Below are 23,466 nucleotides of genomic sequence, written 5' to 3'. Positions count from 1 at the left end.
GGCGGTCGCCTCGCTAGCCATCTTTCACGCCGTCGTGCCGCCTGAGCCGTTCAGAGCGCAGGCTGCCAGCTGGCATGTCGACCTTCAAACATATCGCTCTGGTCGCTGAAGGCCAGCACCTGGTTGCGCCCGGTCTGTTTGGCCCGGTACATGGCACGGTCTGCCCTGGAGATGATCTGGTCAGAGTCTTCGCCAGGTTCGACCATGGTGACGCCGATGCTCAGAGTGATCGACAGCAAGCCCGCACTGGTGGAGATCGGTTCGGCCACGGCCCGACGCAACTTTTCGGCGATGGTCACCGCATCGCCCAGGCTTCTCACCCCCTGCAGCACCACCATCAACTCGTCGCCACCAATGCGGGCGGCCATGTCGCCGCTGCGCAGGCCCATGCGGATTCTCGTGGCCACGGCCCGGAGCAGTTCATCGCCAGGCACGTGACCGAAGTTGTCGTTGATCTCCTTGAAGTTATCGAGATCGCAGAACAACACGGCCGTGGCATGGCCTTGGCGCACCACACGGCCAGCGATGGCGGTGATCTGCTCCAACGCCTCGTGGCGGTTCACCAGCCCGGTCAGTTCGTCGGTGCAGGCGCGGCGGGCCAGCTCCCTTTCGGCGGCCACCTCCTGATCCACGGTCCGGAAGGATCCGACGATGCCATTGAGGCGGCCATCAAGATCTCTGTAGGGACTGGCATGCAGTTCCACCCAGCGTTGGCTGTGGTCGTGGGCCAGGGCCTGCAGCCTGCTGACCACCGTCCGACCAGCCGCGAGGGCGTGCAGATCGCGCTCCAGGGCAGGTTGCTCGTCGGCGGTGATGAAGCGGCTGAGGGGATGGCCGATCCAGTCTCCCGGCTGCCAACCCAGCATGCAGGTGAGCGACGGGGAGATCCAGCTGATCAGCTCGTCCTTGATCAGCAGCACCACATCGCTGGAGTTCTCCGCCAGCAGCCGGTAGCGCTCCTCCGAGGTGGCCAGGGCGGCTTCCGCCTGAACCATCTCGGTGACGTCGTTGAACTGGGCGATCACGAAGGCCGTGGTGCCATCGGCATGGCGCGAGCAGGAGACACTGCAATCCACCCAGATGGGGCCCACGCCCCTCTGCTCGATGCGCTTGCGCAGGCGATAGCAGGGGCGCCGGCCGCTGAGCAGTTCCTGCATCAGCGGTGCTTCGCTGGCCTGGTCGGAGGCTGGGGAGAACGCCTGCCAGGTGAGGCCCTCCAGTCCAGCGCCGTCGCGGTCGAGCAGGCTGCGGCCGGTGGGGTTGATGGAGAGGAAATGGCCGCTGGCGTCCAGCAGGGCGATGCCGGTCGAGGCGTTCTCCATGGTGAGGCGCAGCCGTTCTTCCGAGGCCGCCAGGTCGGTCTTGGTGCGCTCCTCCGCCTGGCGTGCCTCCACCTCCCCCTGGATGTCGCGCCAGCTGCCGACCATCCCCAGCACCTCCCCAGTGGCCCCGAGCACCGGCCGCAGGGCCATGGACACCCAGCGGCTGCCCCCATCAGCGGCCCGGAAGCGAAGCTCGCAGACACTGCTGTTTCCCTGCCGGACCAGGCCGATGCTCTGATCCAGCTGCCCGCGGTCCGCCTCCAGCAGCAGTTCGTCGATGCTTCGTCCCTGCAGCTGCAGGGAGTCATGGCCCAGCAACTGGTGCACCGACGGGGAAATCCAGGCGATCCGCCCGTTCAGGTCGCTGCTGAGGACCACATCCGGGGCGTTCTCTGCCAGCAGCTGGTAGTGCTGCTTGAGCTCCCGGTTGCTGCGGTCCTTGGCCTGCAGTTCCCGGGCCAGATGCAGGGACACCCAGGCCATCCCGATCAGCCCGACCAGCCGCAGCAGCAGTTCCAGGGTTGTGGGTTGGGGAGCCTGAAGCGACCAGACAACCGTCAGCACGATCGCCAGGCTCGTGAACCAACCCACCTGGCGCGGCGTGGCGAAGGAGGCCGCCAGCAGCACGGGGATCCAGTAGTAAGGAAACAGAGTGAAGCCCAGGCTTCTGGTGAGGGCCAGATCCAGCACAAAGAGGCCGATCAGGGCAACTGCCGAGACGACGACTCTTGGATGGTAACGAGGTTGGGAAGGAATCAAATTATTCTGACTAACAAATGTGACTGCTAATCATTAGCCGCCCATTTCACCGCGATGGTGGAGCAGGCAGTTAGTTGTTGACGCTTTCTGATTGGGTGTCGGAGCTGTTCTGGTGGCCGTTGATGTGCTTTTCGCAGGCCATGGCCGCTGAAGCGAACAACAGAACAAAGCTCAGCACGATGGCTCGCAAAGGAGCTTGAAACGCAGGGTTCATGCCGTAGGGGTCCAGATAAGGTGGACTATAAGTAGTCGCTGGCTTCCACGCTCTAGGCCTGGATGCTGCATGCCTGCCGCGCTCTGCTGACCGTGGCCGCGGCGGTGGCTAGTAAGAGCTGGTGGGAGACCATCGCCATGACCCCTTCGGCCCCGGCCAGCACCGACCCGCGCATCGCCCAGGTGATCCGCCGCCATGGCGCCCGCGCCGACGCCCTGATTGAGGTGCTGCACCAGGTGCAGGAGCTCCATGGCTACCTGGCGCCGGAGGTCCTGCGGGAGGTGGCCACCGGGATGGGGCTGCCCTTGAGCCGGGTCCATGGCGTGGCCAGCTTTTACCACCTGTTCCGGCTGGAGCCCCCCACCGCCCATCGCTGTGCCGTCTGCCTCGGTACCGCCTGCTACGTGAAGGGGGGCGCCCAGGTGGCGGCCCGCATCGAGCAGAGGCTGGGGGTGCGCCTCGACGATGCGGCGGGCGATGGTGTCTGGGCCCTGCAGCACGTCAGCTGCCTGGGGGCCTGCGGCCAGGCGCCGGTGCTGGTGGTGGATGGGGAGCTGATGACGCGGCTGTCCGTGGACCCGCCCGAGGCGCTGGACGCCCGGCTGGAGGCCGCCGGCCTGCCTCAGCGCACCACCACCTGATGGGTCCCCCCACGGTGGACTGCATCGCCAGAGGCGAGTGAACGGCCGCCTGGCCATTTCCTGGCTAGCAAGGCCTTAGGCGCACCGGTCCCCATGCCCGTTACTCCGCAGCTGCGCTGCTGCGATGCCAGCGGCTGCCGTTCTGCCGGCGGCCAGGCCCTGCGCCGCGCCCTGGAGGAAGCCCGGGACGCCGCCGGCCTCACGGCTGAGGCGCTGGCGATCAAGCCGGTGGGTTGCCTGCGCCTGTGCGGCAGCGGCCCCCTGGTGGCCTGCGACGGCCCCGGCCCCAGCCAGCTCTTCGGCGGCGTGGCCCCCGAGCACGCCGGGGCGTTGATCGCCGCCAGCGTGGCTGCAAACGATGGCTCCGCCGCGGTGTCGGATGACCCCCTGGCGGCTCACCGCCTCGATCTGAGCGATCCCTTCTTCGCCCTGCAGCAGCCCGTCGTGCTGGAGGGCTGCGGCCAGGTGAATCCCGAATCCATCGACGACGCGATCGCCTTCGGCACCTACGCCCAGCTGCACCGCGTCCTGCAGGAGCTCACCCCCGAGCAGGTGCGCGACGAGGTGCGCCGCAGCGGCCTGCGCGGTCGCGGCGGCGCCGGCTACCCGACGGGTCTGAAGTGGGACACGGTGGCCCTGCAGCCCCCTGGCCCCCGCTACGTGGTCTGCAACGCCGATGAGGGGGACCCGGGCGCCTTCATGGACCGCAGCGTGCTCGAAAGCGACCCGCACCGCCTGATCGAGGGGATGGCGATCGCCGCCTACGCCGTCGGCGCCGAGCGGGGCTTCGTTTATGTGCGGGCGGAATACCCCCTGGCGATCGAACGGCTGCGGCTGGCCCTGCAGCAGGCCCGCAGCCGCCACCTGCTGGGCAACCACATCGACGGCACCAGCTTCAACCTGCGCCTGGAGGTGCGGGTGGGCGCCGGTGCCTATGTGTGCGGTGAGGAGACGGCCCTGCTGCTCTCGATTCAGGGCCAGCGCGGCATGCCCCAGCCCCGACCCCCCTTCCCGGCCCAGTCGGGCCTCTGGGGGGCGCCCACCCTGATCAACAACGTCGAAACCTTCACCGCCGTGCCGGCGATCCTGCGGCAGGGCGGCCACTGGTACGCCGGCATCGGCACCGAGCACAGCAAGGGCACCAAGGTGTTCGCCCTCTCCGGGGCGGTGGTCAACACCGGCCTGGTGGAGGTGCCGATGGGCACCCCGCTGCGCACCGTGGTGGAGGTGATCGGTGGCGGCGTGCCCGATGGCTCGCCGATCAAGGCGGTGCAGACGGGGGGCCCCTCAGGCGGCTGCATCCCAGCCGAACGGCTCGACACCCCCGTCGACTACGAAAGCCTGCTGGAGCTCGGCTCGATGATGGGCTCGGGCGGCATGGTGGTGATGGGGGCCAGCACCTCGATGCCCGAGGTGGCCCGCCACTTCATGGGCTTCAGCGTCAACGAGAGCTGCGGCAAGTGCGTGCCCTGCCGCGCCGGCACCGTGCAGCTGGCCCAGCTGCTCGATCGCTTCGTGGAACACCGGGCCACCCCCGCCGACATGGAGCGGCTCGATGCCCTCTGCCAGATGGTCAAGGTCACCAGCCTCTGCGGCCTGGGCCAGTCGGCCCCCAATCCGGTGCTCAGCACCCTGCGCTGGTTCCGCCATGAGTACGAGGCCGCCTGCCGCGAGCCTGCGGCCTGTGTCGCCGCCGGGGGGGTGGAGCGATGAGCGTCGTCACTCTCACGGTGAATGGCCAGGACGTGGCGGTGCCGGCGGGGGCAAGTCTGCTGGAGGCCACCCGGGCGGCGGAGGCCAACGTCCCCACCCTGTGTCACCTCGAAGGCCTCACCCCGGTGTCCGCCTGCCGGCTGTGCCTGGTGGAGGTGGAGGGCTCCAGCAAGCTGCTCCCCGCCTGCAGCACCGCCGCCGCCGAGGGCATGGTGGTGCACACCCACACCCCCCGGCTCAGGGAGTACCGGCGCATGACGGTGGAGCTGATCTTCGCCGAGGGCAACCACGTCTGCGCCGTGTGCGTGGCCAACACCCACTGCGAGCTGCAGGACATGGCCGTGACCGTGGGCATGGACCACTCCCGCTTCCCCTACCAGTACCCCCAGCGGCTGGTGGACGCCACCCACCCCCAGTTCACCCTCGACCACAACCGTTGCATCCTCTGCACCCGTTGCGTACGGGTGTGCGACGAGATCGAAGGGGCCCACGTGTGGGACATCGGCAGCCGCGGCGGCCAGTGCCACATCGTCGCCGGCCTCGATGAGCCCTGGGGCCAGGTGCAGGCCTGCACCTCCTGCGGCAAGTGCGTCGATGTGTGCCCCACCGGCGCCCTGTTCCGCAACAGCGACACCACCGCCGAGAAGCAGCCCAACACCACCCTGCCCGCCCTGCTGCGCACCGCCCGCGAACAGCGCCGCTGGCACAACCAGTGAGCTCCCACCCCATGATCCCCACCCCGCCTGCCGCCAAGCTCCGCCTCGCCACCGTCTGGCTGGCGGGCTGCTCCGGCTGCCACATGTCATTTCTGGATCTCGACGAGTTCCTCTTCGATCTGGCCGAGAAGGTGGATGTGGTGTTTTCGCCGGTCGGCACCGACGTCAAGATCTACCCCGAGAACGTCGACATCGCCCTGGTGGAGGGGGCGGTGGCCAATGTCGACAACCTCGAGCTGGCCCTGCAGCTGCGCCAGCGCACCGCCCTGGTGATCTCCTTCGGCGACTGCGCCGTGACGGCCAATGTGCCCGGCCTGCGCAACCTGCTCGATGGCGGCCACGACAGCGCCAGGGCCGTGCTGGAACGCGGCTACCTGGAGCTGGCCGACGCGACGGGCCAGCTGCCCTTCGCCCCCGGCATCGTTCCGGAACTGCTGCCGAAGGTGCTGCCCCTGCATGAGGTGATTCCGGTGGATCTGTACCTGCCGGGCTGCCCCCCCTCCGCCGAGCGCATCCGCGAGGCGATCACACCGTTGCTGGCCGGTGAGCGGCCCGTGCAGGAAGGCTCCGCCATGCTGCGGTTCGGATGAGGACAACGCCATGACCCGCACCGTCATCATCGATCCGGTGACCCGCATCGAGGGCCACGCCAAGATCACCCTCCACCTCGACGAGGCCGGCCACCTCACCGACACCCGCTTCCACGTGGTGGAGTATCGGGGCTTCGAAAAGTTCTGCGAGGGCCGGCCTTTCACCGAGATGGCCGGCATCACGGCCCGCATCTGCGGCATCTGCCCGGTGAGTCACCTGCTGGCGGCCGCCAAGACCGGCGACAAGCTGCTGGCGATTTCGATCCCCCCGGCGGCCGACAAGCTGCGGCGGCTGCTCAACCTGGCCCAGCTGACCCAGTCCCATGCCCTCTCGTTCTTTCACCTCAGCAGCCCCGATTTCCTGTTGGGCTGGGAGAGCGATCCGGCGAAGCGCAACGTCTTCGGTCTGATGGCCGCCGACCCCGACCTGGCCCGGGCCGGCATCCGCCTGCGCCAGTTCGGCCAGCAGATCCTGGAGCTGCTGGGCGGCCGCAAGATTCACTCCGCCTGGGCGGTGCCCGGGGGTGTGCGCTCCCCCCTGAGCCAGGAGGCCAAGGACTGGATCCTGGACCGCCTGCCGGAAGCCCGCGCCACCGTGACCCTGGCACTGGAGCTCTACAAAAAACTGCTCGATGGCCCCCTGCAGAAGGAGCAGCGGGTCTTCGGCGACTTCCCCAGCCTGTTCATGGGCCTGGTGACCCCCAAGGGGCTCTGGGAGCACATCGACGGCGGCATCCGCTTCCGCGATGCGAACGGGGCGGTCGTCGCCGACCAGCTCAGCGAGGACGACTACGCCGAGTTCCTCGGCGAGGCGGTGGAACCCTGGAGTTACCTCAAGTTCCCCTACTACAAGCCCCTCGGTTACCCGGACGGCATCTACCGGGTGGGCCCCCTGGCCCGGCTCAACGTCTGCGACAGCATCGGCACCCCCTGGGCCGACCGGGAACTGGCGGAGCTGCGCCAGCGCAGCGGCCAGACCGCCACCTCGAGCTTCGCGTACCACCACGCCCGGCTGGTGGAGATCGTCGCCTGCCTGGAGGCGATCGAGGTGCTGGTGCGCGACCCCGAGCTGATGCACGGCCGCATCCGGCTGCGGGCCTCCCTCAACCGCAACGAGGCGGTGGGGGTGAGCGAGGCGCCCCGGGGCACCCTCTTCCACCACTACAAGGTGGATGACGACGGCCTGCTCACCAGCGTCAACCTGATCATCGCCACCGGCCAGAACAACCTGGCGATGAACCGCACCGTGCACCAGATCGCCCAGGAATACATCCCCGACCCGGTGCCCGCCGGCGCCGAGATCCCCGAGGCGATGCTCAACCGGGTGGAGGCGGGCATCCGCTGTTTCGACCCCTGCCTCTCCTGCTCCACCCATGCCGCCGGCCAGATGCCGCTGCGGCTGCAGCTGCTGGCCGCCGATGGCACGGTGCTGGCCGAGCGTCTGCGGGGATGACCGGCGCCGGCCAGGCATTGCTGATCGGCATCGGCAACCCCCTGCGGGGCGATGACGGCGTGGGCTGGCACCTGGTGGAGGGTCTGGGGCTGCAGCGCCACCAGCTCACCCCCGAACTGGCCGAGGCGGTGGCGGCGGCCGATCGGCTGCTGATCGTCGATGCCTGGCTGGCGCCGCCCCGCAGCCGCTGCCTGCTGCGGCCCCTGGTGGCCTCAGGCGGCTGGGAGCGGGACACGCACCGGGTGGCGCCTGCCCGGCTGCTGGCCCTGGCCGAGCAGCTGTTCGATCGCTGCGCGCCGGCCCACGAGCTGCTGGTGCCGGCCTTCGACTTCTCCTGGGGCGATCAGTTCTCGCCGCAGCTGCGACGCCAGTTGCCGCAGGCGCGCCGGTTGCTGCGGGGCTGGTTGCAGGGGGCTGCGGCGCCCCGTGCATGAACTCAGCCTGATGGACGCGGTGCGGCAGCAGGCCCTGGAGCAGGCCGCCCTGCATGGGGCCCGCCGCATCACCGCCATCACCCTGCGGGTGGGCAGCCTGGCGGGGGTGGAGATTGAGGCCCTGCGCCTGGCCCACACGGTGGTGATGGCGGACACGATCGCCGCCGGCTCCCGGCTGGTGATCGAGGCGGTGCCCGCGGCGTGTTTCTGTGCCGCCTGCGGTCAGCCGTTCCCGGCGCGCGATGGCTGCTGCGACTGTCCGCGCTGCGGCCGCATCAGCCGGGAACTGCTGCGGGGCCGGGAGCTGCAGCTGGCCTCCATGGAGCTCGACTGAGGCCTGAGCCAGTCCGGGCCTGGCTGCCTTCCACCCCCGCCATCGCCTGCCCGACGCGGCCCCCGCAGACCCAGCCCCAGGTCGCCGGTTATCCCGATCAGGACTGGAAAAAATTCGCTCTATTATCAGCACACGGCAAACATGCAGCCAGTTTCAAGCATGAACTGAAATCTTGCGCAAGTTTTCTTTTTTTTACCACTCTGTGCCAGGCCTGATGCTGTCCATGACCTGACATTTCGACCATGGTGCGGGTTTATTTGTAAATGAGTGAGAGGAACGCAACCCCATGACTTATTTAACGAGGACATTCAATCGGACTTTCCTCCGCGGTGTGGGAATCGCTGCCACGGGCGGTCTGCTCCTGGGCGGCCCCGCCATGGCGGAGGTCATGCCCCTTGGCGAGCGCACCGAGCCAGTGACCAATCCTGTGGCATTGGAAACGTCGGCAGGCCTTGCCGGGGTCACTGAAGCCGGCCCCAGTGACGTTCCAGCCCCCAGCGCAAGCCTGGCTCCCCAAGCCGCGCCGGAGGCCACCCTCATCGCCCAGACCTATCCCCTGCCGGTGGTGAAAGAGGCCTACTCCGCCAAGGGCTGGTACCTCACCATCGGTGCCGGCGCCCAGACCCCCCAGTGATCAGACGGTCAACAGCAACGGCACGCTGGTTTCACCCTTCTTCACGCCACTGCTGTACAACTTCGGTAACAACAACTCCACCAAGCTCGACCTGGGCGGTGGTTTCTCCGGTGACGTCGGCGTCGGCTACGACTTCGGTGCCCTGCGCGCTGAGCTCACCTACGGCTACAGCCGGGCCAGCCTGAACGCCGTTGGTGCCGCCAACCCGATCGGCTTCGGTGCCTTCGGCATCGTTCCCTTCACCAACAATGTCTCCGGCATCATCAACAAGAATGATGTGCTGGCCAGCCTCTACTACGACATCGAGACCAACAGCCGCTGGACGCCCTACATCGGCGGTGGCATCGGTTACACCAACCTCAGCACCCCGAGCTTCAGCCTCAACGGTTTCCCCACCAACAGTGTCAACAAGGGGCTGTTCGGTTGGCAGGCCAAGGTGGGCGTCAGCTACGCCATGAGCTACAACTCCGATGTCTATCTTGAGGGCGTCTATCAGGGCGCTGGCGGTTATTCCTCCGAGAACCTGACCTTCGACGCCTTCAACAGCTTCGGCGGCAAGATCGGCTTCCGCTACCGCTTCGGCGCCCGCCCTGTCGCGGCAGCACCTGCTCCCACCCCGGAGCCGGAACCGATCATGCAGCCCGCACCGGCTCCTGCGCCGGTCTTCCAACCCGATCCGGCCCCCGCGCCGATCCGCGGCCTCTGGTGAACACCGGATGGCCCCAGTGGCCATCAGGGCCCCGTTGGAGCTCCGTGCCTAGCCTTCGGGCGAGGCCGGGCCCCGGCGGGGCTTTTCCGTGCCGCTCTCCTGTCTGGGGGTCGATCCTGCGATGTGTGTCGACTGCAATTGCGGCCAGCCCGTGGCCGCCGCCACCGACCCCCCCCGGCACCTGGAGCTGGGCCAGCGCCTGCTGGTTCACAACGATGCCCAGGCGTTGGCCAACCGGGAGCATTTCGCCGCTGCCGGCGTCCGGGTGATCAACCTGCTCTCCTCCCCTGGCTCCGGCAAGACCGCCCTGCTGGAGCGGCTGGCCCTGGAGCTGGCCCCGGCCCTGCCAGCGACACGCCATCCGATGGCGGTGATCGTGGGGGATCTGGCCACCGACAACGACGCCCGCCGCCTGCGGGCTGCCGGGGTGCCGGCCCTGCAGATCACCACCGGCCAGGCCTGCCACCTGGAGGCGGCGATGGTGCACCGGGCCCTGCACGACCTCGACCACCTCGGCCATCCCCTGGCTGGCCTGGAGCTGCTGGTGATCGAGAACGTGGGCAATCTGGTCTGCCCGGCCGCCTTCGACCTGGGCGAAAGCCTGCGGGTGGTGCTGCTGTCGGTCACCGAAGGGGAGGACAAGCCACTCAAGTACCCGGCAACCTTCCATTCCGCCGATGTGGTGGTGATCAGCAAGGGCGACCTGGCTGAGGCCTGCGGCTTCGATGCTCCCCAGGCCCGCCACAACGTGGCCCGGGTCGCTCCCCAGGCCCGGATCGTGGAGGTCTCTGCCCGCACCGGTGAGGGCATCGCCGCGCTGTTGGCGGCCCTCGGCCTGGAGCGGGTGCCCGTCGCCGGGTGAGCGGGCCGCCTGGGGCCGGACGGGCCCGGCTGCAGCTCACGTGCCGTGGGGTGGTCCAGGGGGTCGGCTTCCGGCCCCTGGTGCACCGGCTGGCGGCCGACCTCGACCTCAGCGGGGAGGTGGAGAACGGCCCTGGCGTGGTGCGACTGCAGCTGGAGGGGGAGCGCCCTGCCCTGGAGGCGTTCTTGCAGCGCCTGCCGCTTCAACTCCCTCCCGGGGCCCGAATGGAGCGGTTGGATCCCCTCTGGCTGCCGTCCCCGACGCGGCCGTCCGGGGCGCTCCAGGCGGGGGTCCGGATCCAGGCCGGGTGGGCGGAGCACTTCGGCATCGACCTGGTGGCAACGGCGCTGGTGGCCGATCGGGCCCCTTGCCGCGCCTGCCTGAGCGAGTTGTCGGATCCGGCCGATCGTCGCTTCGGCTATCCCTTCATCAGCTGCTGCGACTGCGGTCCCCGCTTCAGCATCGCCACCGCCGAGCCCTGGGTCCGGGCCCACACCACCCTGGCCCCCTTCCCGCTCTGCCCGGCCTGCCGCCAGGAGTTTGAGGATCCGGCCGATCGCCGCTTCCAGGCCGAGACGATCGCCTGCCCGGTGTGCGGGCCGCGGCTGGCCCTGTGGGATGGCGCCGGCAGGTCCCTGGCGGGTGCCGGCGGCAACGGCGGCACCACCGCCCTGATCGAGGCCTGCTGTGGGCGCCTCGCCGCCGGGGAGATCCTGGCCCTGCAGGGGGTGGGCGGCTTCCAGCTGATGGTGGATGCCACCAACGCAGCGGCGGTGGCCCGGCTGCGGCGGCGCAAGCGACGGCCCGCCAAGCCGTTCGCCCTGCTGGTGGCCGAGGTTGGTGCCCTGGCCCCCTACGGCCGCATCGCTGGCGGGGAGCGGCAGGCCCTGGCGGATCCCGCCGCCCCGATTGTGTTGCTGCGCCGCCATCTGGGCGGCCCGGAAGCCCTGCCGGGGGTGGCCCCGGGCAGCCCGTGCCTGGGGGCGATGCTGCCGGCCTCGCCGTTGCACCATCTCCTGGCGCACGCCTTCGGCCGGCCCCTGGTGGCCACCAGCGGCAACCCCAGCGGTGAACCGCTCTGCACCGATCCCGCCGAGGCCCTGGAGCGGCTGGGGGGCGGGACCGGCGGCCCCATCGCCGATGTCTTCCTGGTCCACGACCGCGCCATCGCCCGGCCCCTGGACGATTCGGTGCTGCAGCTGATCGATGGCCGGCCGGCCCTGCTGCGCCGGGCCCGGGGCTATGCCCCTGAGCCCCTGCCGTTGGCGGCGGCTCCAGCCGGGGCGTCCGATGGCGTTGTGGCCCTTGGCGGCGATCTCAAGAGCGCGCCGGCCCTGGTGCTGGATGGGCGGCTGTGGCTGGCCCCCCACCTGGGGGACCTGGCCGAGGGCCGCCTGCTCTCCAGGCTGGCCGACGGTCTGGCGGCGATCGAGCGGCGCTGGGGCGGGCAGCTGACGGGGATCGCCTGCGATGCCCATCCCGGCTACCTCAGCCACCAGCTCGCCACCGATCAGCCGTGGCCGCGGCGCACGGTCCAGCACCACCGGGCCCACGGTCTGGCGGTGCTGGCCGAGCACGGGCTGCCGTCGCCGCTGCTGGCCTTCACCTGGGATGGGCTGGGCTACGCCCCGGGCGCCGACGGCGCCCCCCAGCTGTGGGGCGGAGAGCTGCTGCTGCTGGGCGGGCCCGGCGCTTCCGCCTGTGAGCGTCTGGTGGCCCTGAGGCCCTTCCCGCTGCCGGGCGGTGAGCGGGCCATGGCCGAACCCCGCCGGGCGGCCCTGGGGCTGCTGGCCGCCGCCGGCCCCTGGGCCCTGGCGCACCCCGGCGCCCGCCCCAGTCAGGCCGCCTTCACGGCCGGCGAGTGCCAGTTGCTGCTGCAGGCCATCGCCAGCGGCTGCAACAGCCCCCTGAGCACCAGCGTGGGCCGGCTGTTCGATGCGGTCGCCTCCCTGCTGGGCCTGGTGCAGGTGCAGAGCTATGAGGGCGAAGGGGGTCTGCGCCTGGAGGGGGCCGCCGCCAGCGCTTCCCAGGAGCTTTGCCCCTGGCCCCTCCCCCTGGTGCCGCCCGAGGCCGTTGCGGGTGGCTCCAGCGGGCCGAGCCTGGGCTGGCTCGACTGGGAACCGCTGCTGGCGGCATTGCTGGCGGCAATCGCCACCGGCACGCCGCCGGCGCTGTGTGCCGCCCGCTTCCATCACGCCCTGGCCGAGGCCCTGGCCGACACGGCCGCCCTCGCCGCTGCCTTGCGCTGCCCCCCCGCCATGGCCAGCAGCGCGAAGGTGCCAGTCGCCCTGGGCGGCGGCTGTTTCCAGAACCGGTTGCTGCTGGAGGCCGCGATCGCGGCGCTGCGGGCCAGGGGCCTGCAGCCGTTCTGGCCGCAGGTCGTGCCCTGCAATGACGGCGGCCTGGCCCTTGGGCAGGCCTGGGCGGTGGGCGGTCCGTGGGCAGATCCGGCCGCCGCGCCTACAACCGGAGGGAGTGCCACCGCGCCGAACCCTCCCCATGTGCCTGGCCGTGCCGGCTCGCATCCTCTCGATCCGGATCCAGCCGCCGCAGGGGGCGCCTGAGCCGAGCGGGGCCGATGACGGCCTGTGGCGCATGGCCGAGGTGGATTTCGGGGGGGTGCGTCAACAGGTGAGCCTGGCCTGCCTGCCCGAGGCGGCCGTGGGCGATCGGGTGCTGGTGCACGTGGGCCTGGCCCTCAGCTTTGTCGACGACGATCCCGCATGACCATCACCGTCGACGGCAACGAGGCCGTGGCCCTGGTGGCCTATCGCCTCAACGAGGCGATCGCCATCTACCCGATCACCCCCGCCTCACCGATGGGGGAGTGGGCCGATGCCTGGTGCACCGAAGGCCGCCCCAACCTCTGGGGCACGGTGCCGGCGGTGGTGGAACTGCAGAGCGAGGCCGGCGCCGCCGGCACCGTGCACGGCGCCCTGCAGGCGGGGGTGCTGACCACCACCTTCACGGCCTCCCAGGGGCTGCTGCTGATGGTGCCCAACCTCTACAAGCTGGCCGGCGAGCTCACCCCCGCCGTGCTGCACGTGGCGGCCCGCTCCCTGGCGGCCCAGGGGCTTTCGATCTTCGGCGACCACAGCGACGTGATGGCCTGCCGCGGTACGGGCTGCGTCATCCTCTGCTCGGCCTCGGTGCAGGAGGCGGGCGACTTCGCCGCCATCGCCACCCGGGCGAGCCTGCTGGGGCGGCTGCCGGTGCTGCACATGTTCGACGGCTTCCGCACCTCCCACGAGATCCAGAAGATCCACCCCATCGACGACGCGGTGCTCCACGCCCTGATGCCGATGCAGGCGGTGGCGGACCACCGCCATCGGGCCCTTTCCCCCGACCATCCGGTGCTGCGGGGAACGGCCCAGAACCCGGACGTTTATTTCCAGGCGCGGGAGTCGGTGAACCGCTTCTATGACGCCCTCCCAGGGCACCTGCTGGAGGCGATGGAGCAGTTCGCCGGCCTCACCGGCCGCCATTACGGGCCCTACGAGTACGTGGGCGCCATCGATGCCGAGCGGGTGGTGGTGCTGATGGGTTCCGGCTGCGAAACCGCCGAGGAGACGGCGGTGGCCCTGAACGCCGCCGGCGAGCGGGTGGGGGTGCTCAAGGTGCGCCTGTTCCGGCCCTTCGTGGCGGCCCTGTTCGTCGCCGCCCTGCCACCGACGGTGCGGGGGCTGGCGGTGCTCGACCGCTGCAAGGAGCCCGGGGCCGGCGGCGAGCCCCTCTACCTGGATGCGGTGGCGGCCCTCAGTGAGGAGTGGCAGTCCTGCCATGGCGATCGGCCCCTGCCCCGGGTGGTCGGCGGCCGCTACGGCCTCTCCTCCAAGGAGTTCACCCCGGCGATGGTCAAGGCGGTGTTCGACAACCTCCGGCTGCCGCAGCCCCGCAATCACTTCACCGTCGGTATCGACGACGACGTCACCCATCGCTCGCTGCCCGTCGCGGCCGACTTCCACGTCGATGGGCCCGACCAGGTGCGGGCCGTGTTCTACGGCCTGGGTTCGGACGGCACCGTGGGGGGCAACAAGGCCACGATCAAGATCATCGGTGAGCAGACCGACCTGTTCGCCCAGGCCTACTTCGTCTACGACTCCAAGAAGTCGGGGTCGGTCACGGTGTCGCACCTGCGCTTCGGCCCCCGGCCGATCCGCGCCCCCTACCTGATCGAGCGTCCCACCCTGGTGGCCTGCCACCAGTGGGATTTCGTCGATCGCTTCGACCTGCTGGCCGGCCTGGACGCCGGTGGGGTGCTGCTGCTCAACAGCCCTTTCCCGATTGAGGAGAGCTGGCGGCGGATGCCGGCCTCGCTGCGCTGTGGCATCCGGGAGCGGGGCCTGTCGGTGTGGCTGATCAACGCCTACCGGGTGGCGCGGGAAGCCGGCATGGGCCAGCACATCAACACGGTGATGCAGGCCTGCTTCTTCGCCGTCAGCGGCGTGCTGCCGCGCCAGGAGGCGATCGAGCAGATCCGCATCTCCCTGCGCAAGACCTACGGCCGCAAGGGGGAGGCGGTGGTGGCCATGAACCTGCGCGCCCTCGACGCCACCCTCGACAACCTGCAGCCGCTCGACTGGAGCCGCCTGCCGGTGGAAGACGACCTCCCGGTCGCGCCGCCTGTGGCCGACAGGCTCGCCGGCGCTCCGCTGTTTGTGCGCGAGGTGATCGCCCCCCTGCTGGAGCGGCGCGGCGATGCCCTGCCCGTCAGCGCCCTGCCCTGCGACGGCACCTGGCCCACGGGCACGGCCCAGTGGGAGAAGCGCAACATCGCTGACACGGTGCCGGTGTGGGAGAGCGACCTCTGCGTGCAGTGCGGCAAGTGCGTCATGGTCTGTCCGCATGCGGTGATCCGGGCCAAGGCGGTGGTGCCGGAGGCCCTGGCCGGAGCCCCCGAGGGATTCCGCCAGGCCCCGGCCCGTGACCCCGACTTCAAGGGCCGCAGCTTCACGATCCAGGTGGCCGTCGAGGACTGCACCGGCTGCGCCCTGTGCGTGGAGGTCTGCCCGGCCCGCGACCGCACCGAGCCGAAGCGCAAGGCGATCAACATGGCCCCCCAGCGCCCCCTGCGGGAGCAGGCCCGGGGCCACTGGGACTACTTCCTGGGGCTGCCCGAGATCGCCCGCGGCGACCTCAACCTGCACAAGATCGGTCAGCAGCAGCTGCAGCAGCCCCTGTTCGAATTCTCCGGCGCCTGCGGCGGCTGCGGTGAAACGCCCTACCTCAAGCTGGCCAGCCAGCTGTTCGGCGACCGCATGCTGGTGGCCAACGCCACGGGCTGCTCCTCGATCTACGGCGGCAACCTGCCCACCACCCCCTGGAGCACCAACGCCGAGGGGCGCGGCCCGGCCTGGAGCAATTCCCTGTTCGAGGACAACGCCGAATTCGGGCTGGGCATGCGCGTGGCCATCGACCAGCAGCGCCAGATGGCCCTCGAACTGCTGGAGCGGCTGGGGCCGGCGCCGGAGCGGGCCGACGCCCTGCTCCCCGGGGCCCTGGTGGCGGCGATCCGGGACGCCGACCAGCACGACGAGGCCGGCATCGTCGCCCAGCGGCAGCGGGTGGAGGAGCTCAAGCGGCTGTTACACGCCGTGGCACCCCAGGGCCCCTGGGCCGCCCAGGCCGCCCGTCTGCTGGATCTGGCCGATGCCCTGGTCAAGAAAAGCGTCTGGCTGGTGGGGGGTGACGGCTGGGCCTACGACATCGGCTTCGGCGGCCTCGACCACGTGCTGGCCAGCGGCCGGGATGTCAACGCCCTAGTGCTCGACACCGAGGTGTACTCCAACACCGGCGGCCAGATGTCGAAGGCCACGCCCCGGGCGGCGGTGGCCAAGTACGCCGCCGGCGGCAAGGCCGCCCCCAAGAAGGATCTCGGGCTGATGATGATGAGTTACGGCAGCGTCTACGTGGCCAGCGTGGCCATGGGGGCCCGCGACGAGCACACGGTGCGGGCGTTCCTGGAGGCGGAGAGCTACCCGGGGCCGTCGCTGATCCTGGCCTACTCCCACTGCATCGCCCACGGCATCGACATGGCCCGGGGCATGGAGCAGCAGAAGGTGGCGGTGGACTCCGGCCGCTGGCTGCTCTACCGCTACGACCCGCGCCGCACCGAACGGGGTGAGCACCCCCTGCAGATCGACAGCCGGGGCCAGAAGCGGCCCCTGGCCGAGGCGATGGCCACGGAGAACCGCTTCCGCATGCTCTCCTTCAGCCAGCCGGAGCGGGCCCGGGCCCTGGCCCGGCAGGCGGAGCTGGAGGTGGCCCGGCGCTGGGCCATCTACCGGGCCCTCGCCGGCACCCCCGTGGAGGCACCGGCATGACCCGTCCCGATCTTTCTGTCACCTACCTGGGCCTGGAGCTGCGCAGTCCGCTGGTGGTGGGGGCCGCGGCGCCCCTCAGCGAGGACATCGACAAACTGCTGCGGCTGGAGGAGGCCGGCGCCGCGGCCGTGGTGTTGCATTCGTTGTTCGAGGAGCAGATCGAGCGCGACCAGCTGGAGCTGCACCGGGTGACCCTGCAGGGGGCCGACAGCTACGGGGAGGCGCTTAGCTACTTCCCCGAGCCCTCGATCTTCCATGTGGGCCACGACCTCTACCTGCGCCACCTGGAGCAGGCCCGCTCCAGGCTGTCGGTGCCCGTGATCGCCAGCCTCAACGGCGCCCATCCCGGCCAGTGGGTGCAGGTGGCGCGGCGGATGGAGTCGGCCGGCGCCAGCGCCCTGGAGCTGAACATCTATTCCGTCCCCACTGACCCCGACCTCTCCAGCGCGGCGATCGAGAACCAGGTGCTGGAAATCGTCGCCGAGGTGCGCGCTGAGGTGTCGCTGCCCCTGGCGGTGAAGCTCAGCCCCTTCTTCACCAACTTCGGGTCCATGGCCAAACGGCTGGCCGCCGTCGGTGCCGATGGCCTGGTGCTGTTCAACCGCTTCTACCAGCCCGATATCGACATCGAGGAACTGGAGGTGCGGCCCAACCTGCTGCTGTCCACCCCCCACGACCTGCGGCTGCCCCTGCGCTGGATCGCCCTGCTGCACGGCCGCCACCCGGTGGATCTGGCGGCCACCGGCGGCGTGCATCGCGGCACCGACGTGGTGCGCCTGCTGATGGCCGGTGCCGCCATCACCCAGGTGGTGGCCGCCCTGCTGCGCCACGGCCCCGGCCGGCTCACGGGCCTGGAGGAGGAGCTCAGCCAGTGGCTGCTCGAGCACGAGCACGCCACCGCCCGGGAACTGATCGGCTGCATGAGCCAGCAGCGCTGCCCCGATCCCAGCGAGTACGAGCGCTCCCAGTACATGCGCGCCGTCCAGACCTTCCTGCCCGCCGAGGCCGCGGCGGCGCCCGGTCCCTGGTGAGTGCTCCTCTGGCGGCGACGGCGGAGGTGGCCGCCGTGCGGGAGCTGGCCCAGGAACTGGCCGCGATCACCACCCGCCCCTGGACCCTGATGGAGGTGTGCGGCGGCCAGACCCACGCCATCGTGCGCTGGGGGCTCGACCAGTTGCTCCCCCCCGGGTTGCGGCTGATCCACGGCCCCGGTTGCCCGGTCTGCGTCACCCCCGCCGCCACCATCGATGCGGCCCGCAGCCTGGCCCGCCGGCCGGAGGTGATCCTCTGCTCCTACGGCGACATGCTGCGGGTGCCGGGCAGTGCCGCCGATGGCGGGCCGGGGGATCTGCTGGGGGTACGGGCCGAAGGGGGCGACGTGCGCCTGCTCACCTCCCCGTTGGAGGCCCTGGCCCTGGCCCGGCGCCACCCGGACCGGCAGGTGGTGTTCCTGGCGGTGGGCTTCGAGACCACGGCCCCGGCCACGGCCCTGCTGGTGCGCCAGGCGATGGCCGCCGGGGCGGCCAACCTCTCCCTGCTGGCGGCCCATGTGCGCGTGCCCCCCGCCATGGCGGCGATCCTGGCGGCCGAGGGCAACCAGGTGCAGGGGTTCCTGGCGGCGGGGCATGTGTGCGCGGTGATGGGCACCACGGAGCTGGAGCAGCTGGCGGATCGGCACGGGGTGCCGGTGGTGGTGAGCGGCTTCGAGCCCCTGGATCTGATGCGGGGCCTGGTGGCCTGTGTGCGCCTGCTGGAGCGGGGCGAGGCCCGGGTGGCGAATGCTTACGGCCGCGTGGTGCGCCAGCAGGGCAACCCGGCCGCCCGTGGCCTGTTGGAATCGGTGTTTGAGCCTGTGGATCGGCCCTGGCGGGGCTTCGGCGTCATCCCGGGGGGCGGCCTGGGGCTGAGGGTGCCCTTCCGCCGCCTGGAGGCCGGGGCCCGCTTCCCCGACCTGCCCGGTGGGCGGGCGGCCGCTCCGGAACCGGCGGGGGTCTGCATCAGCGGCGCCATCCTGCAGGGGCGGGCTCGCCCCATGGACTGCCCGGCCTTCGGGAGCACCTGCACCCCGGAGCATCCGCTGGGGGCACCGATGGTGTCCTCGGAGGGTGCCTGCGCCGCCTACCACCGTTACGGCCGCCGTGGCTGAGCCGGCCCCGCCCGTCACCGCCCGCATCCAGCTGGCCCACGGCGGTGGCGGCACCCTGATGCAGCAGCTGATCGACGCCGAGCTGCGCCGTCTCTACGCCGACCCCGACCAGGTGCTGCACGATGCCGCCCGCCTGTCCCTGCCCCACGGCCGGCTCGCCTTCACCACCGACAGCTACGTGGTGCAGCCCCTGGAATTCGAGGGCGGCGACATCGGCAGCCTGGCGGTGACGGGCACTGCCAACGACCTGGCCATGGCGGGTGCGAGGCCTTTGGTGCTGAGCCTGGGCCTGATCCTGGAGGAGGGACTGGAGCTGGCCGTGCTGCGCCGCATCGTCAGCTCGATGGTGGAGGCGGCCCGGCACTGCGGGGTGACCATCGTCACCGGCGACACCAAGGTGGTGGAGCGGGGCAAGGGGGACGGGGCCTTCCTCAACACCAGCGGCATCGGCCTGCTGCAGGTGGACGATCCGATCGATCCGCTGGCGATCGCCCCCGGCGACCAGCTGCTGGTGAGCGGCGACCTGGGCCGCCACGGGGTGGCGATCCTGGCCGCCCGCCATGGCCTGGATCTGCAGCCCCCCCTGGCCAGCGACTGCATGCCCCTGTGGCCGGCGGTGGAGGCGCTGCTGGCCGCCGGGGTGCGGCTCCACTGCCTGCGGGATCTCACCCGGGGCGGGCTGGCCAGCGCCCTGCAGGAACTGGCGGCCCCCAACGCTCTGGAGCTGCAGATCAAGGAAGCGTGCCTGCCGGTGGCGGAGCCGGTGCGCCGCACCTGTGAGCTGCTGGGCTTCGATCCACTGCACCTGGCCAACGAGGGACGCTTCCTGGCGGTGGTGCCCGAGGCCGATCGGCAGCGAGCCCTGGAGGTGCTGGGACCCGCAGGGGGAGCCTGGATCGGCCTCGTGGCCGCTGGCCCCCCCCGGGGCCGGGTGCTGCTGCGCACCCCCTACGGCAGCGAGCGGGTGCTGGTTCCCCTCAGCGGGGAACTGCTGCCGAGGATCTGCTGAAGCAGGACGTCACTGGATCGGCACCTGGGTCGGCTCGGCGCTGGGGGCGGGCCCCTTGCGGGGCACGGTCACGGTCAGCTGTCCTTCCCTGGCTGTGGCCTGGAGGCCAGCGGTGTCGGCGTCCTCCGGCAGGGTGAAGCTGCGGGAGAAGTGGCCGTAGAAGCGCTCCACACGATGCATCCGGGCACTGTCCTCCTTCTTCTCCTGCTGCCGTTCTCCCTGCACCGTGAGGACTCCGTGGTCGATGGTCACCTTCAGGTCCTCCTTGCGGACCCCGGGAATGTCGGCCTGGATCTCGTAGGCGCCATCGGTTTCGACGATGTCGACCCGGGGATTCCATTCGGCCATGGTGCCGGCGGCGATGGCGCGACCCGAAGGCCACGGCCAAGGCAGGGTGCGGGTGTAGCGGTCGAAGAGTTCTTCGACGTCCTTGAGGGTTTCCGAGGGAATGATGGCCATGGTGGTTCCTCCTGAATTGTGAAAGAGCCTGAATGGATCTGTCGTGGGTTTCACTGTTATGAGTCCCCACCTTTTCCGTTCACAGGTTGGTGTGGATAGAATGGTGCAGATTACTGCCTTTGAAGTGATCCTACGGAGACCATGGGGAGAGAAAGACGATAGGCAGACCTAGGCTTCTTCTTTCAATTCAATCTTATTGAAGCTCCCCGTTCGGCCTGGATCGAATGAGCTGTTCTTTGGATCTCTTCACCATCCTCAACGATTCGTTCGCCAGCGTTTGTCGATGGCATCGGCGAGGATCACCAGCACTGGCGCCAGGGCCATCGGACCCAGCCAGGCCATGGGGAACGGCGCCATCCCGAACACGGCGGCCACCGGAGCCAGCAGCACCAGGGCACTGGCCAGCAGCGGCTCGCTGACCAGTCCCAGCCACAGCAGCTGGTTGGGAATGCCGAGCATGGCCCAGGCCGGACGGCGTTCACTGCGGCAGGCCAGCAGGGTGCCCATCTGGCCGGCCACGATCAGGCAGAAGGTGACGGTGGTGGCCTGTTGCTGGATCGCCACCACGCCGGCGTCAGCCGTGTGGTGCAGCAGCTGGGGGGCCAGGACACGCAGCTGGCTCCAGCCCACGCCGTTGGCACGCCAGGTCAGCAGGTACCCCGCCATGGCCACCAGGCCCTCCACCACCCCCAGCACCAGATAGGCCCGCATCATCACGGCCCGGTTGAGCAGCGGCAGGCCCTTGGGGCGCGGTGGCAGGCGCATCACCCCCGGCTCGGGTGGGTCGGCCCCCAGGCCCAGGGCCGGCAGCAGGTCGGTGCCCAGGTCGACGGCCAGGATCTGCAGCACCGTGAGGGCGGCGGGAATCCCGGCGATCACCATCGCCAGGAAGGGCAGCACCTCCGGCACGTTCGAGGCCAGCACGTAGGTGATGAAGCGGCCGATGTTGGTCACCACCGAGCGGCCGTAACGGACGGCCTGCACGATCGTGGCGAAGTTGTCGTCGAGCAGCACGATGTCGGCGGCCTCACGGGCCACATCCGTGCCGCTGATCCCCATCGCCAGCCCGACATCGGCGGCGCGCAGGGCCGGCGCATCGTTGACGCCATCGCCGGTGACGGCCACCACCTCGCCGAGGGCGCGGTAGGCCTGCACCAGCCGCAGCTTCTGCTCCGGCGCCATGCGGGCGAACACCAGCCGGCGGCGGTACTTGAGCAACTGGCGCAGCTGCACGTCGCTGATCTGGGCCAGGGTGGAGCCCTCGATCACCCGCACCGGGTCGGCGCTGGCCTGCTGATGGGCTGCCGATCGCCCCGACGTTCGGGGCGGGTCGAGCAGACCGATCTGCTGGGCGATCGCCTGGGCCGTGAGGCCGTAGTCGCCGGTGACCATCGTCACCTTGATGCCGGCTTCGCGGCACTGCCGGATCGCGTCGGGCACCTCCGGCCGTGGTGGGTCGTAAAGACCCAGCAGGCCGAGGAACATCTGCCCGCCTTCCAGGTCATCACTCGGCGCCGTGGTCGACTGGTCGTCGCCGCGGCGCAGCGCCACGGCAATGACGCGGAAGCCTCGGGCGGCCAGCGAATCGTTGGCGGCCACCACCTGCTGGCGCAGTTCGGCCGGCAAGGGCGCGTCGCCACCGGAGGACAGCCAGCTGGTGCAGTGCGCCAGCACCTCCAGGGGAGCCCCCTTTGTGATCAGCAGGGAGCCCCCGGTGACAATCGGCAGGTCGTCGGCCTGGTCGCTCCATTCCACCAGCACGGTCATGCGGCGGCGCAGGGAATCGAAGGGGATTTCCCGAAGCCGTGGATGGCGGCCCGGCAACGCCTCCGGGACCAGACCAGCCTCAGCGGCGGCCACCAGCATCGCCGTTTCGGTGGGATCCCCCACCCCCAGCCACGGTTCGGTGGCTCCACCGGCCCCAGCCACCGCGGCCTCGAGACGGGCGTTGGAGCACAGGGAGGCGGCGCGCAACAACAGCCGCTCCAGCCCCTCTTCGGGTATGGGGAGCCAGGTGCTCTCCACCGCCATCCGGTTTCCCGTGAGCGTGCCCGTCTTGTCGGAGCAGATCACACTCACCGAGCCCAGGGCTTCCACCGCCGACAGGCGGCGGACCAGGGCCTTGCGGCTCGCCATGCGCTGCACCGCCATGGCCAGGGCGAGGGTCACGGTGGGCAGCAGCCCTTCAGGGACGTTGGCCACGATGATCCCCGTGGCGAACACCACGCTCTCCAGCGGGGCCATCCCGACCAGCAGAACGCTGAGGCCGAAGGCGACCACGCCCATGGTCACGGCGATGGTGCAGATCGTGTGGACGATTTTGCTGACCTGCACCTCGAGGGTGCTGGTGCCGCGGCTGGTGCCGGCCGCCAGCCGCGCCACCTGTCCGAATTCGGTCTCAGCGCCCGTGGCGTAGACGAACGCCTCCCCCCGTCCTGAGGCCACCGTGCTGCCGGCCATCACCAGGTTGGCCCGCTCACTGGTGCTGACCTTCGCCTGCCGTTGGCTGGCTTCAGGGGCATCACTCCGGCGCGCCACCGGCAGGGACTCGCCGGTGAGCACGGAGAGATCCAGATAGAGCGTGTGGGCGATGCTCACCCGACAGTCGGCCGGGACCCGAGCCCCCTCCTCGAGCCGAACCCGATCGCCCGCCACCAGGTTCTCCGCCGGCAGAAAGCCCAGCTGCCCGTCGCGCCACACCTGCACCTGGCTGGGCAGGGCACGCGTGAGGGCGGCCAGGGTGCGCTCGGCCTGGAATTCCTGCCAGAAGGAGAAGACGCCATTGATCAGCACCACCGCCCAGATGGCCCAGCCCAGCTGCGGGGTTCCGGCGGCGAAGGCCAGGCCTCCGGCGATCCACAGCAGCAGGGCCATGAAGTGGACCATCTGGTCCAGGAAGCGCAGGGCCAGGGGCCGCCGCTTGGCCGGCGGCAGGCGATTGGGACCGAACTGCGCCAGGCGTCGGTCGGCCTCGTCGCTGCTCAGGCCCTGCGCTGAGGTCTGCAGGGCCTGATGGACCTCCTCCAGGGGCAGCGACCAGATCGGCTGGGATGCGGCGAGAAGCACGGATCGGCAGCGGGGGCCACGGTCAGCATGACCAGCTTCCGGAGCCGTGAAGCGCTGTCGCTAGCGTCCGCGGGACGTTGTT

The 23,466-nt window shown here is 70.4% G+C and carries 19 protein-coding genes; 16 read left to right on the top strand and 3 right to left on the bottom strand.

The features are described from left to right. Positions 1-50: 50 nt before the first annotated feature. On the bottom strand, positions 51-2,012 hold the full coding sequence (locus KUG43_RS13770) for a sensor domain-containing protein (RefSeq protein ID WP_216909949.1): 1,962 nt from the start codon (positions 2,010-2,012) through the stop codon (positions 51-53). Between the two features lie 345 nt (positions 2,013-2,357). Between KUG43_RS13770 and KUG43_RS13765 the strand changes: the two genes are divergently transcribed. From KUG43_RS13765 to hypE, 16 genes are all read left to right on the top strand, one after another. Then, positions 2,358-2,936, top strand: coding sequence for an NADH-quinone oxidoreductase subunit NuoE family protein (locus KUG43_RS13765; protein ID WP_216909947.1), 579 nt, complete (start codon positions 2,358-2,360; stop codon positions 2,934-2,936). Positions 2,937-3,029: 93 nt separating this feature from the next. Further along, positions 3,030-4,649, top strand: a complete 1,620-nt coding sequence (locus KUG43_RS13760) for a NuoF family protein (RefSeq protein WP_216909945.1) — start codon at positions 3,030-3,032, stop codon at positions 4,647-4,649. Then, positions 4,646-5,365 (top strand): bidirectional hydrogenase complex protein HoxU, encoded by a 720-nt coding sequence (hoxU, locus tag KUG43_RS13755; RefSeq protein WP_216909943.1) that lies wholly within the window; start codon positions 4,646-4,648, stop codon positions 5,363-5,365. The genes KUG43_RS13760 and hoxU overlap by 4 nt, the downstream gene beginning before the upstream one ends. A gap of 11 nt (positions 5,366-5,376) precedes the next feature. Then, positions 5,377-5,955 (top strand): NADH-quinone oxidoreductase subunit B family protein, encoded by a 579-nt coding sequence (locus KUG43_RS13750; protein ID WP_216909941.1) that lies wholly within the window; start codon positions 5,377-5,379, stop codon positions 5,953-5,955. A gap of 10 nt (positions 5,956-5,965) precedes the next feature. After that, positions 5,966-7,408: a Ni/Fe hydrogenase subunit alpha gene (locus KUG43_RS13745; RefSeq protein ID WP_216909939.1), complete on the top strand. Its 1,443-nt coding sequence runs from the start codon at positions 5,966-5,968 to the stop codon at positions 7,406-7,408. Next, positions 7,405-7,842, top strand: a complete 438-nt coding sequence (locus KUG43_RS13740) for a hydrogenase maturation protease (RefSeq protein WP_216909937.1) — start codon at positions 7,405-7,407, stop codon at positions 7,840-7,842. Before KUG43_RS13745 ends, KUG43_RS13740 begins: the two co-directional genes overlap by 4 nt. After that, positions 7,835-8,176 (top strand): hydrogenase maturation nickel metallochaperone HypA, encoded by a 342-nt coding sequence (gene hypA, locus KUG43_RS13735; protein WP_216909935.1) that lies wholly within the window; start codon positions 7,835-7,837, stop codon positions 8,174-8,176. The genes KUG43_RS13740 and hypA overlap by 8 nt, the downstream gene beginning before the upstream one ends. A 376-nt stretch (positions 8,177-8,552) precedes the next feature. Then, a complete protein-coding gene (locus KUG43_RS13730; RefSeq protein WP_216909933.1) occupies positions 8,553-8,810 on the top strand; it encodes a hypothetical protein in 258 nt (85 codons plus the stop codon). Then, entirely contained in the window at positions 8,785-9,519 is a 735-nt protein-coding gene (locus KUG43_RS13725; RefSeq protein WP_216909931.1) for an outer membrane protein, read from the top strand. Before KUG43_RS13730 ends, KUG43_RS13725 begins: the two co-directional genes overlap by 26 nt. A 121-nt stretch (positions 9,520-9,640) precedes the next feature. Continuing rightward, positions 9,641-10,381, top strand: a complete 741-nt coding sequence (hypB, locus tag KUG43_RS13720) for a hydrogenase nickel incorporation protein HypB (protein WP_216910005.1) — start codon at positions 9,641-9,643, stop codon at positions 10,379-10,381. Then, positions 10,378-12,945 carry a carbamoyltransferase HypF gene (gene hypF, locus KUG43_RS13715; RefSeq protein WP_216909929.1) on the top strand — a complete coding sequence of 856 codons (2,568 nt, stop codon included), beginning with the start codon at positions 10,378-10,380 and terminating at the stop codon, positions 12,943-12,945. Before hypB ends, hypF begins: the two co-directional genes overlap by 4 nt. Continuing rightward, a complete protein-coding gene (locus KUG43_RS13710; RefSeq protein ID WP_353618044.1) occupies positions 12,893-13,108 on the top strand; it encodes a HypC/HybG/HupF family hydrogenase formation chaperone in 216 nt (71 codons plus the stop codon). The genes hypF and KUG43_RS13710 overlap by 53 nt, the downstream gene beginning before the upstream one ends. Next, entirely contained in the window at positions 13,105-16,704 is a 3,600-nt protein-coding gene (gene nifJ / locus KUG43_RS13705) for a pyruvate:ferredoxin (flavodoxin) oxidoreductase (RefSeq protein WP_216909925.1), read from the top strand. Before KUG43_RS13710 ends, nifJ begins: the two co-directional genes overlap by 4 nt. Then, entirely contained in the window at positions 16,701-17,735 is a 1,035-nt protein-coding gene (locus KUG43_RS13700; protein ID WP_216909923.1) for a dihydroorotate dehydrogenase-like protein, read from the top strand. Before nifJ ends, KUG43_RS13700 begins: the two co-directional genes overlap by 4 nt. Continuing rightward, the gene (gene hypD, locus KUG43_RS13695; RefSeq protein WP_216909921.1) at positions 17,732-18,850 is read left to right on the top strand and encodes a hydrogenase formation protein HypD; all 1,119 of its coding nucleotides are present in this window, start codon (positions 17,732-17,734) and stop codon (positions 18,848-18,850) included. The genes KUG43_RS13700 and hypD overlap by 4 nt, the downstream gene beginning before the upstream one ends. Next, positions 18,843-19,859 carry a hydrogenase expression/formation protein HypE gene (hypE, locus tag KUG43_RS13690; protein WP_216909919.1) on the top strand — a complete coding sequence of 339 codons (1,017 nt, stop codon included), beginning with the start codon at positions 18,843-18,845 and terminating at the stop codon, positions 19,857-19,859. The genes hypD and hypE overlap by 8 nt, the downstream gene beginning before the upstream one ends. A gap of 9 nt (positions 19,860-19,868) precedes the next feature. On the opposite strand, the gene KUG43_RS13685 is transcribed toward hypE, so the two are convergent. After that, entirely contained in the window at positions 19,869-20,318 is a 450-nt protein-coding gene (locus KUG43_RS13685) for an Hsp20/alpha crystallin family protein (RefSeq protein ID WP_216909917.1), read from the bottom strand. A gap of 255 nt (positions 20,319-20,573) precedes the next feature. Continuing rightward, positions 20,574-23,384 (bottom strand): cation-translocating P-type ATPase, encoded by a 2,811-nt coding sequence (locus tag KUG43_RS13680; RefSeq protein ID WP_216909915.1) that lies wholly within the window; start codon positions 23,382-23,384, stop codon positions 20,574-20,576. Between the last annotated feature and the right edge of the window lie 82 nt (positions 23,385-23,466).

Origin of the sequence: Synechococcus sp. CCY 0621, assembly GCF_019038465.1 — a bacterium.
In the GTDB taxonomy this organism is placed as follows: Bacteria; Cyanobacteriota; Cyanobacteriia; order PCC-6307; family Cyanobiaceae; genus Cyanobium.
The sequence above is the reverse complement of the archived record's forward strand: the minus strand, read 5'-3'. Positions and strand labels throughout refer to the sequence as shown.

Excerpts from the sequence above, each read along its gene's own strand:
- KUG43_RS13765 (WP_216909947.1), top strand. The coding sequence starts at position 2,358 with ATGCTGCATGCCTGCCGCGCTCTGCTGACCGTGGCCGCGGCGGTGGCT.
- KUG43_RS13760 (WP_216909945.1), top strand. The coding sequence starts at position 3,030 with ATGCCCGTTACTCCGCAGCTGCGCTGCTGCGATGCCAGCGGCTGCCGT.
- hoxU (WP_216909943.1), top strand. The coding sequence starts at position 4,646 with ATGAGCGTCGTCACTCTCACGGTGAATGGCCAGGACGTGGCGGTGCCG.
- KUG43_RS13750 (WP_216909941.1), top strand. The coding sequence starts at position 5,377 with ATGATCCCCACCCCGCCTGCCGCCAAGCTCCGCCTCGCCACCGTCTGG.
- KUG43_RS13745 (WP_216909939.1), top strand. The coding sequence starts at position 5,966 with ATGACCCGCACCGTCATCATCGATCCGGTGACCCGCATCGAGGGCCAC.
- KUG43_RS13740 (WP_216909937.1), top strand. The coding sequence starts at position 7,405 with ATGACCGGCGCCGGCCAGGCATTGCTGATCGGCATCGGCAACCCCCTG.
- KUG43_RS13730 (WP_216909933.1), top strand. The coding sequence starts at position 8,553 with ATGGCGGAGGTCATGCCCCTTGGCGAGCGCACCGAGCCAGTGACCAAT.
- hypB (WP_216910005.1), top strand. The coding sequence starts at position 9,641 with ATGTGTGTCGACTGCAATTGCGGCCAGCCCGTGGCCGCCGCCACCGAC.
- nifJ (WP_216909925.1), top strand. The coding sequence starts at position 13,105 with ATGACCATCACCGTCGACGGCAACGAGGCCGTGGCCCTGGTGGCCTAT.
- KUG43_RS13700 (WP_216909923.1), top strand. The coding sequence starts at position 16,701 with ATGACCCGTCCCGATCTTTCTGTCACCTACCTGGGCCTGGAGCTGCGC.
- KUG43_RS13685 (WP_216909917.1), bottom strand. The coding sequence starts at position 20,318 with ATGGCCATCATTCCCTCGGAAACCCTCAAGGACGTCGAAGAACTCTTC.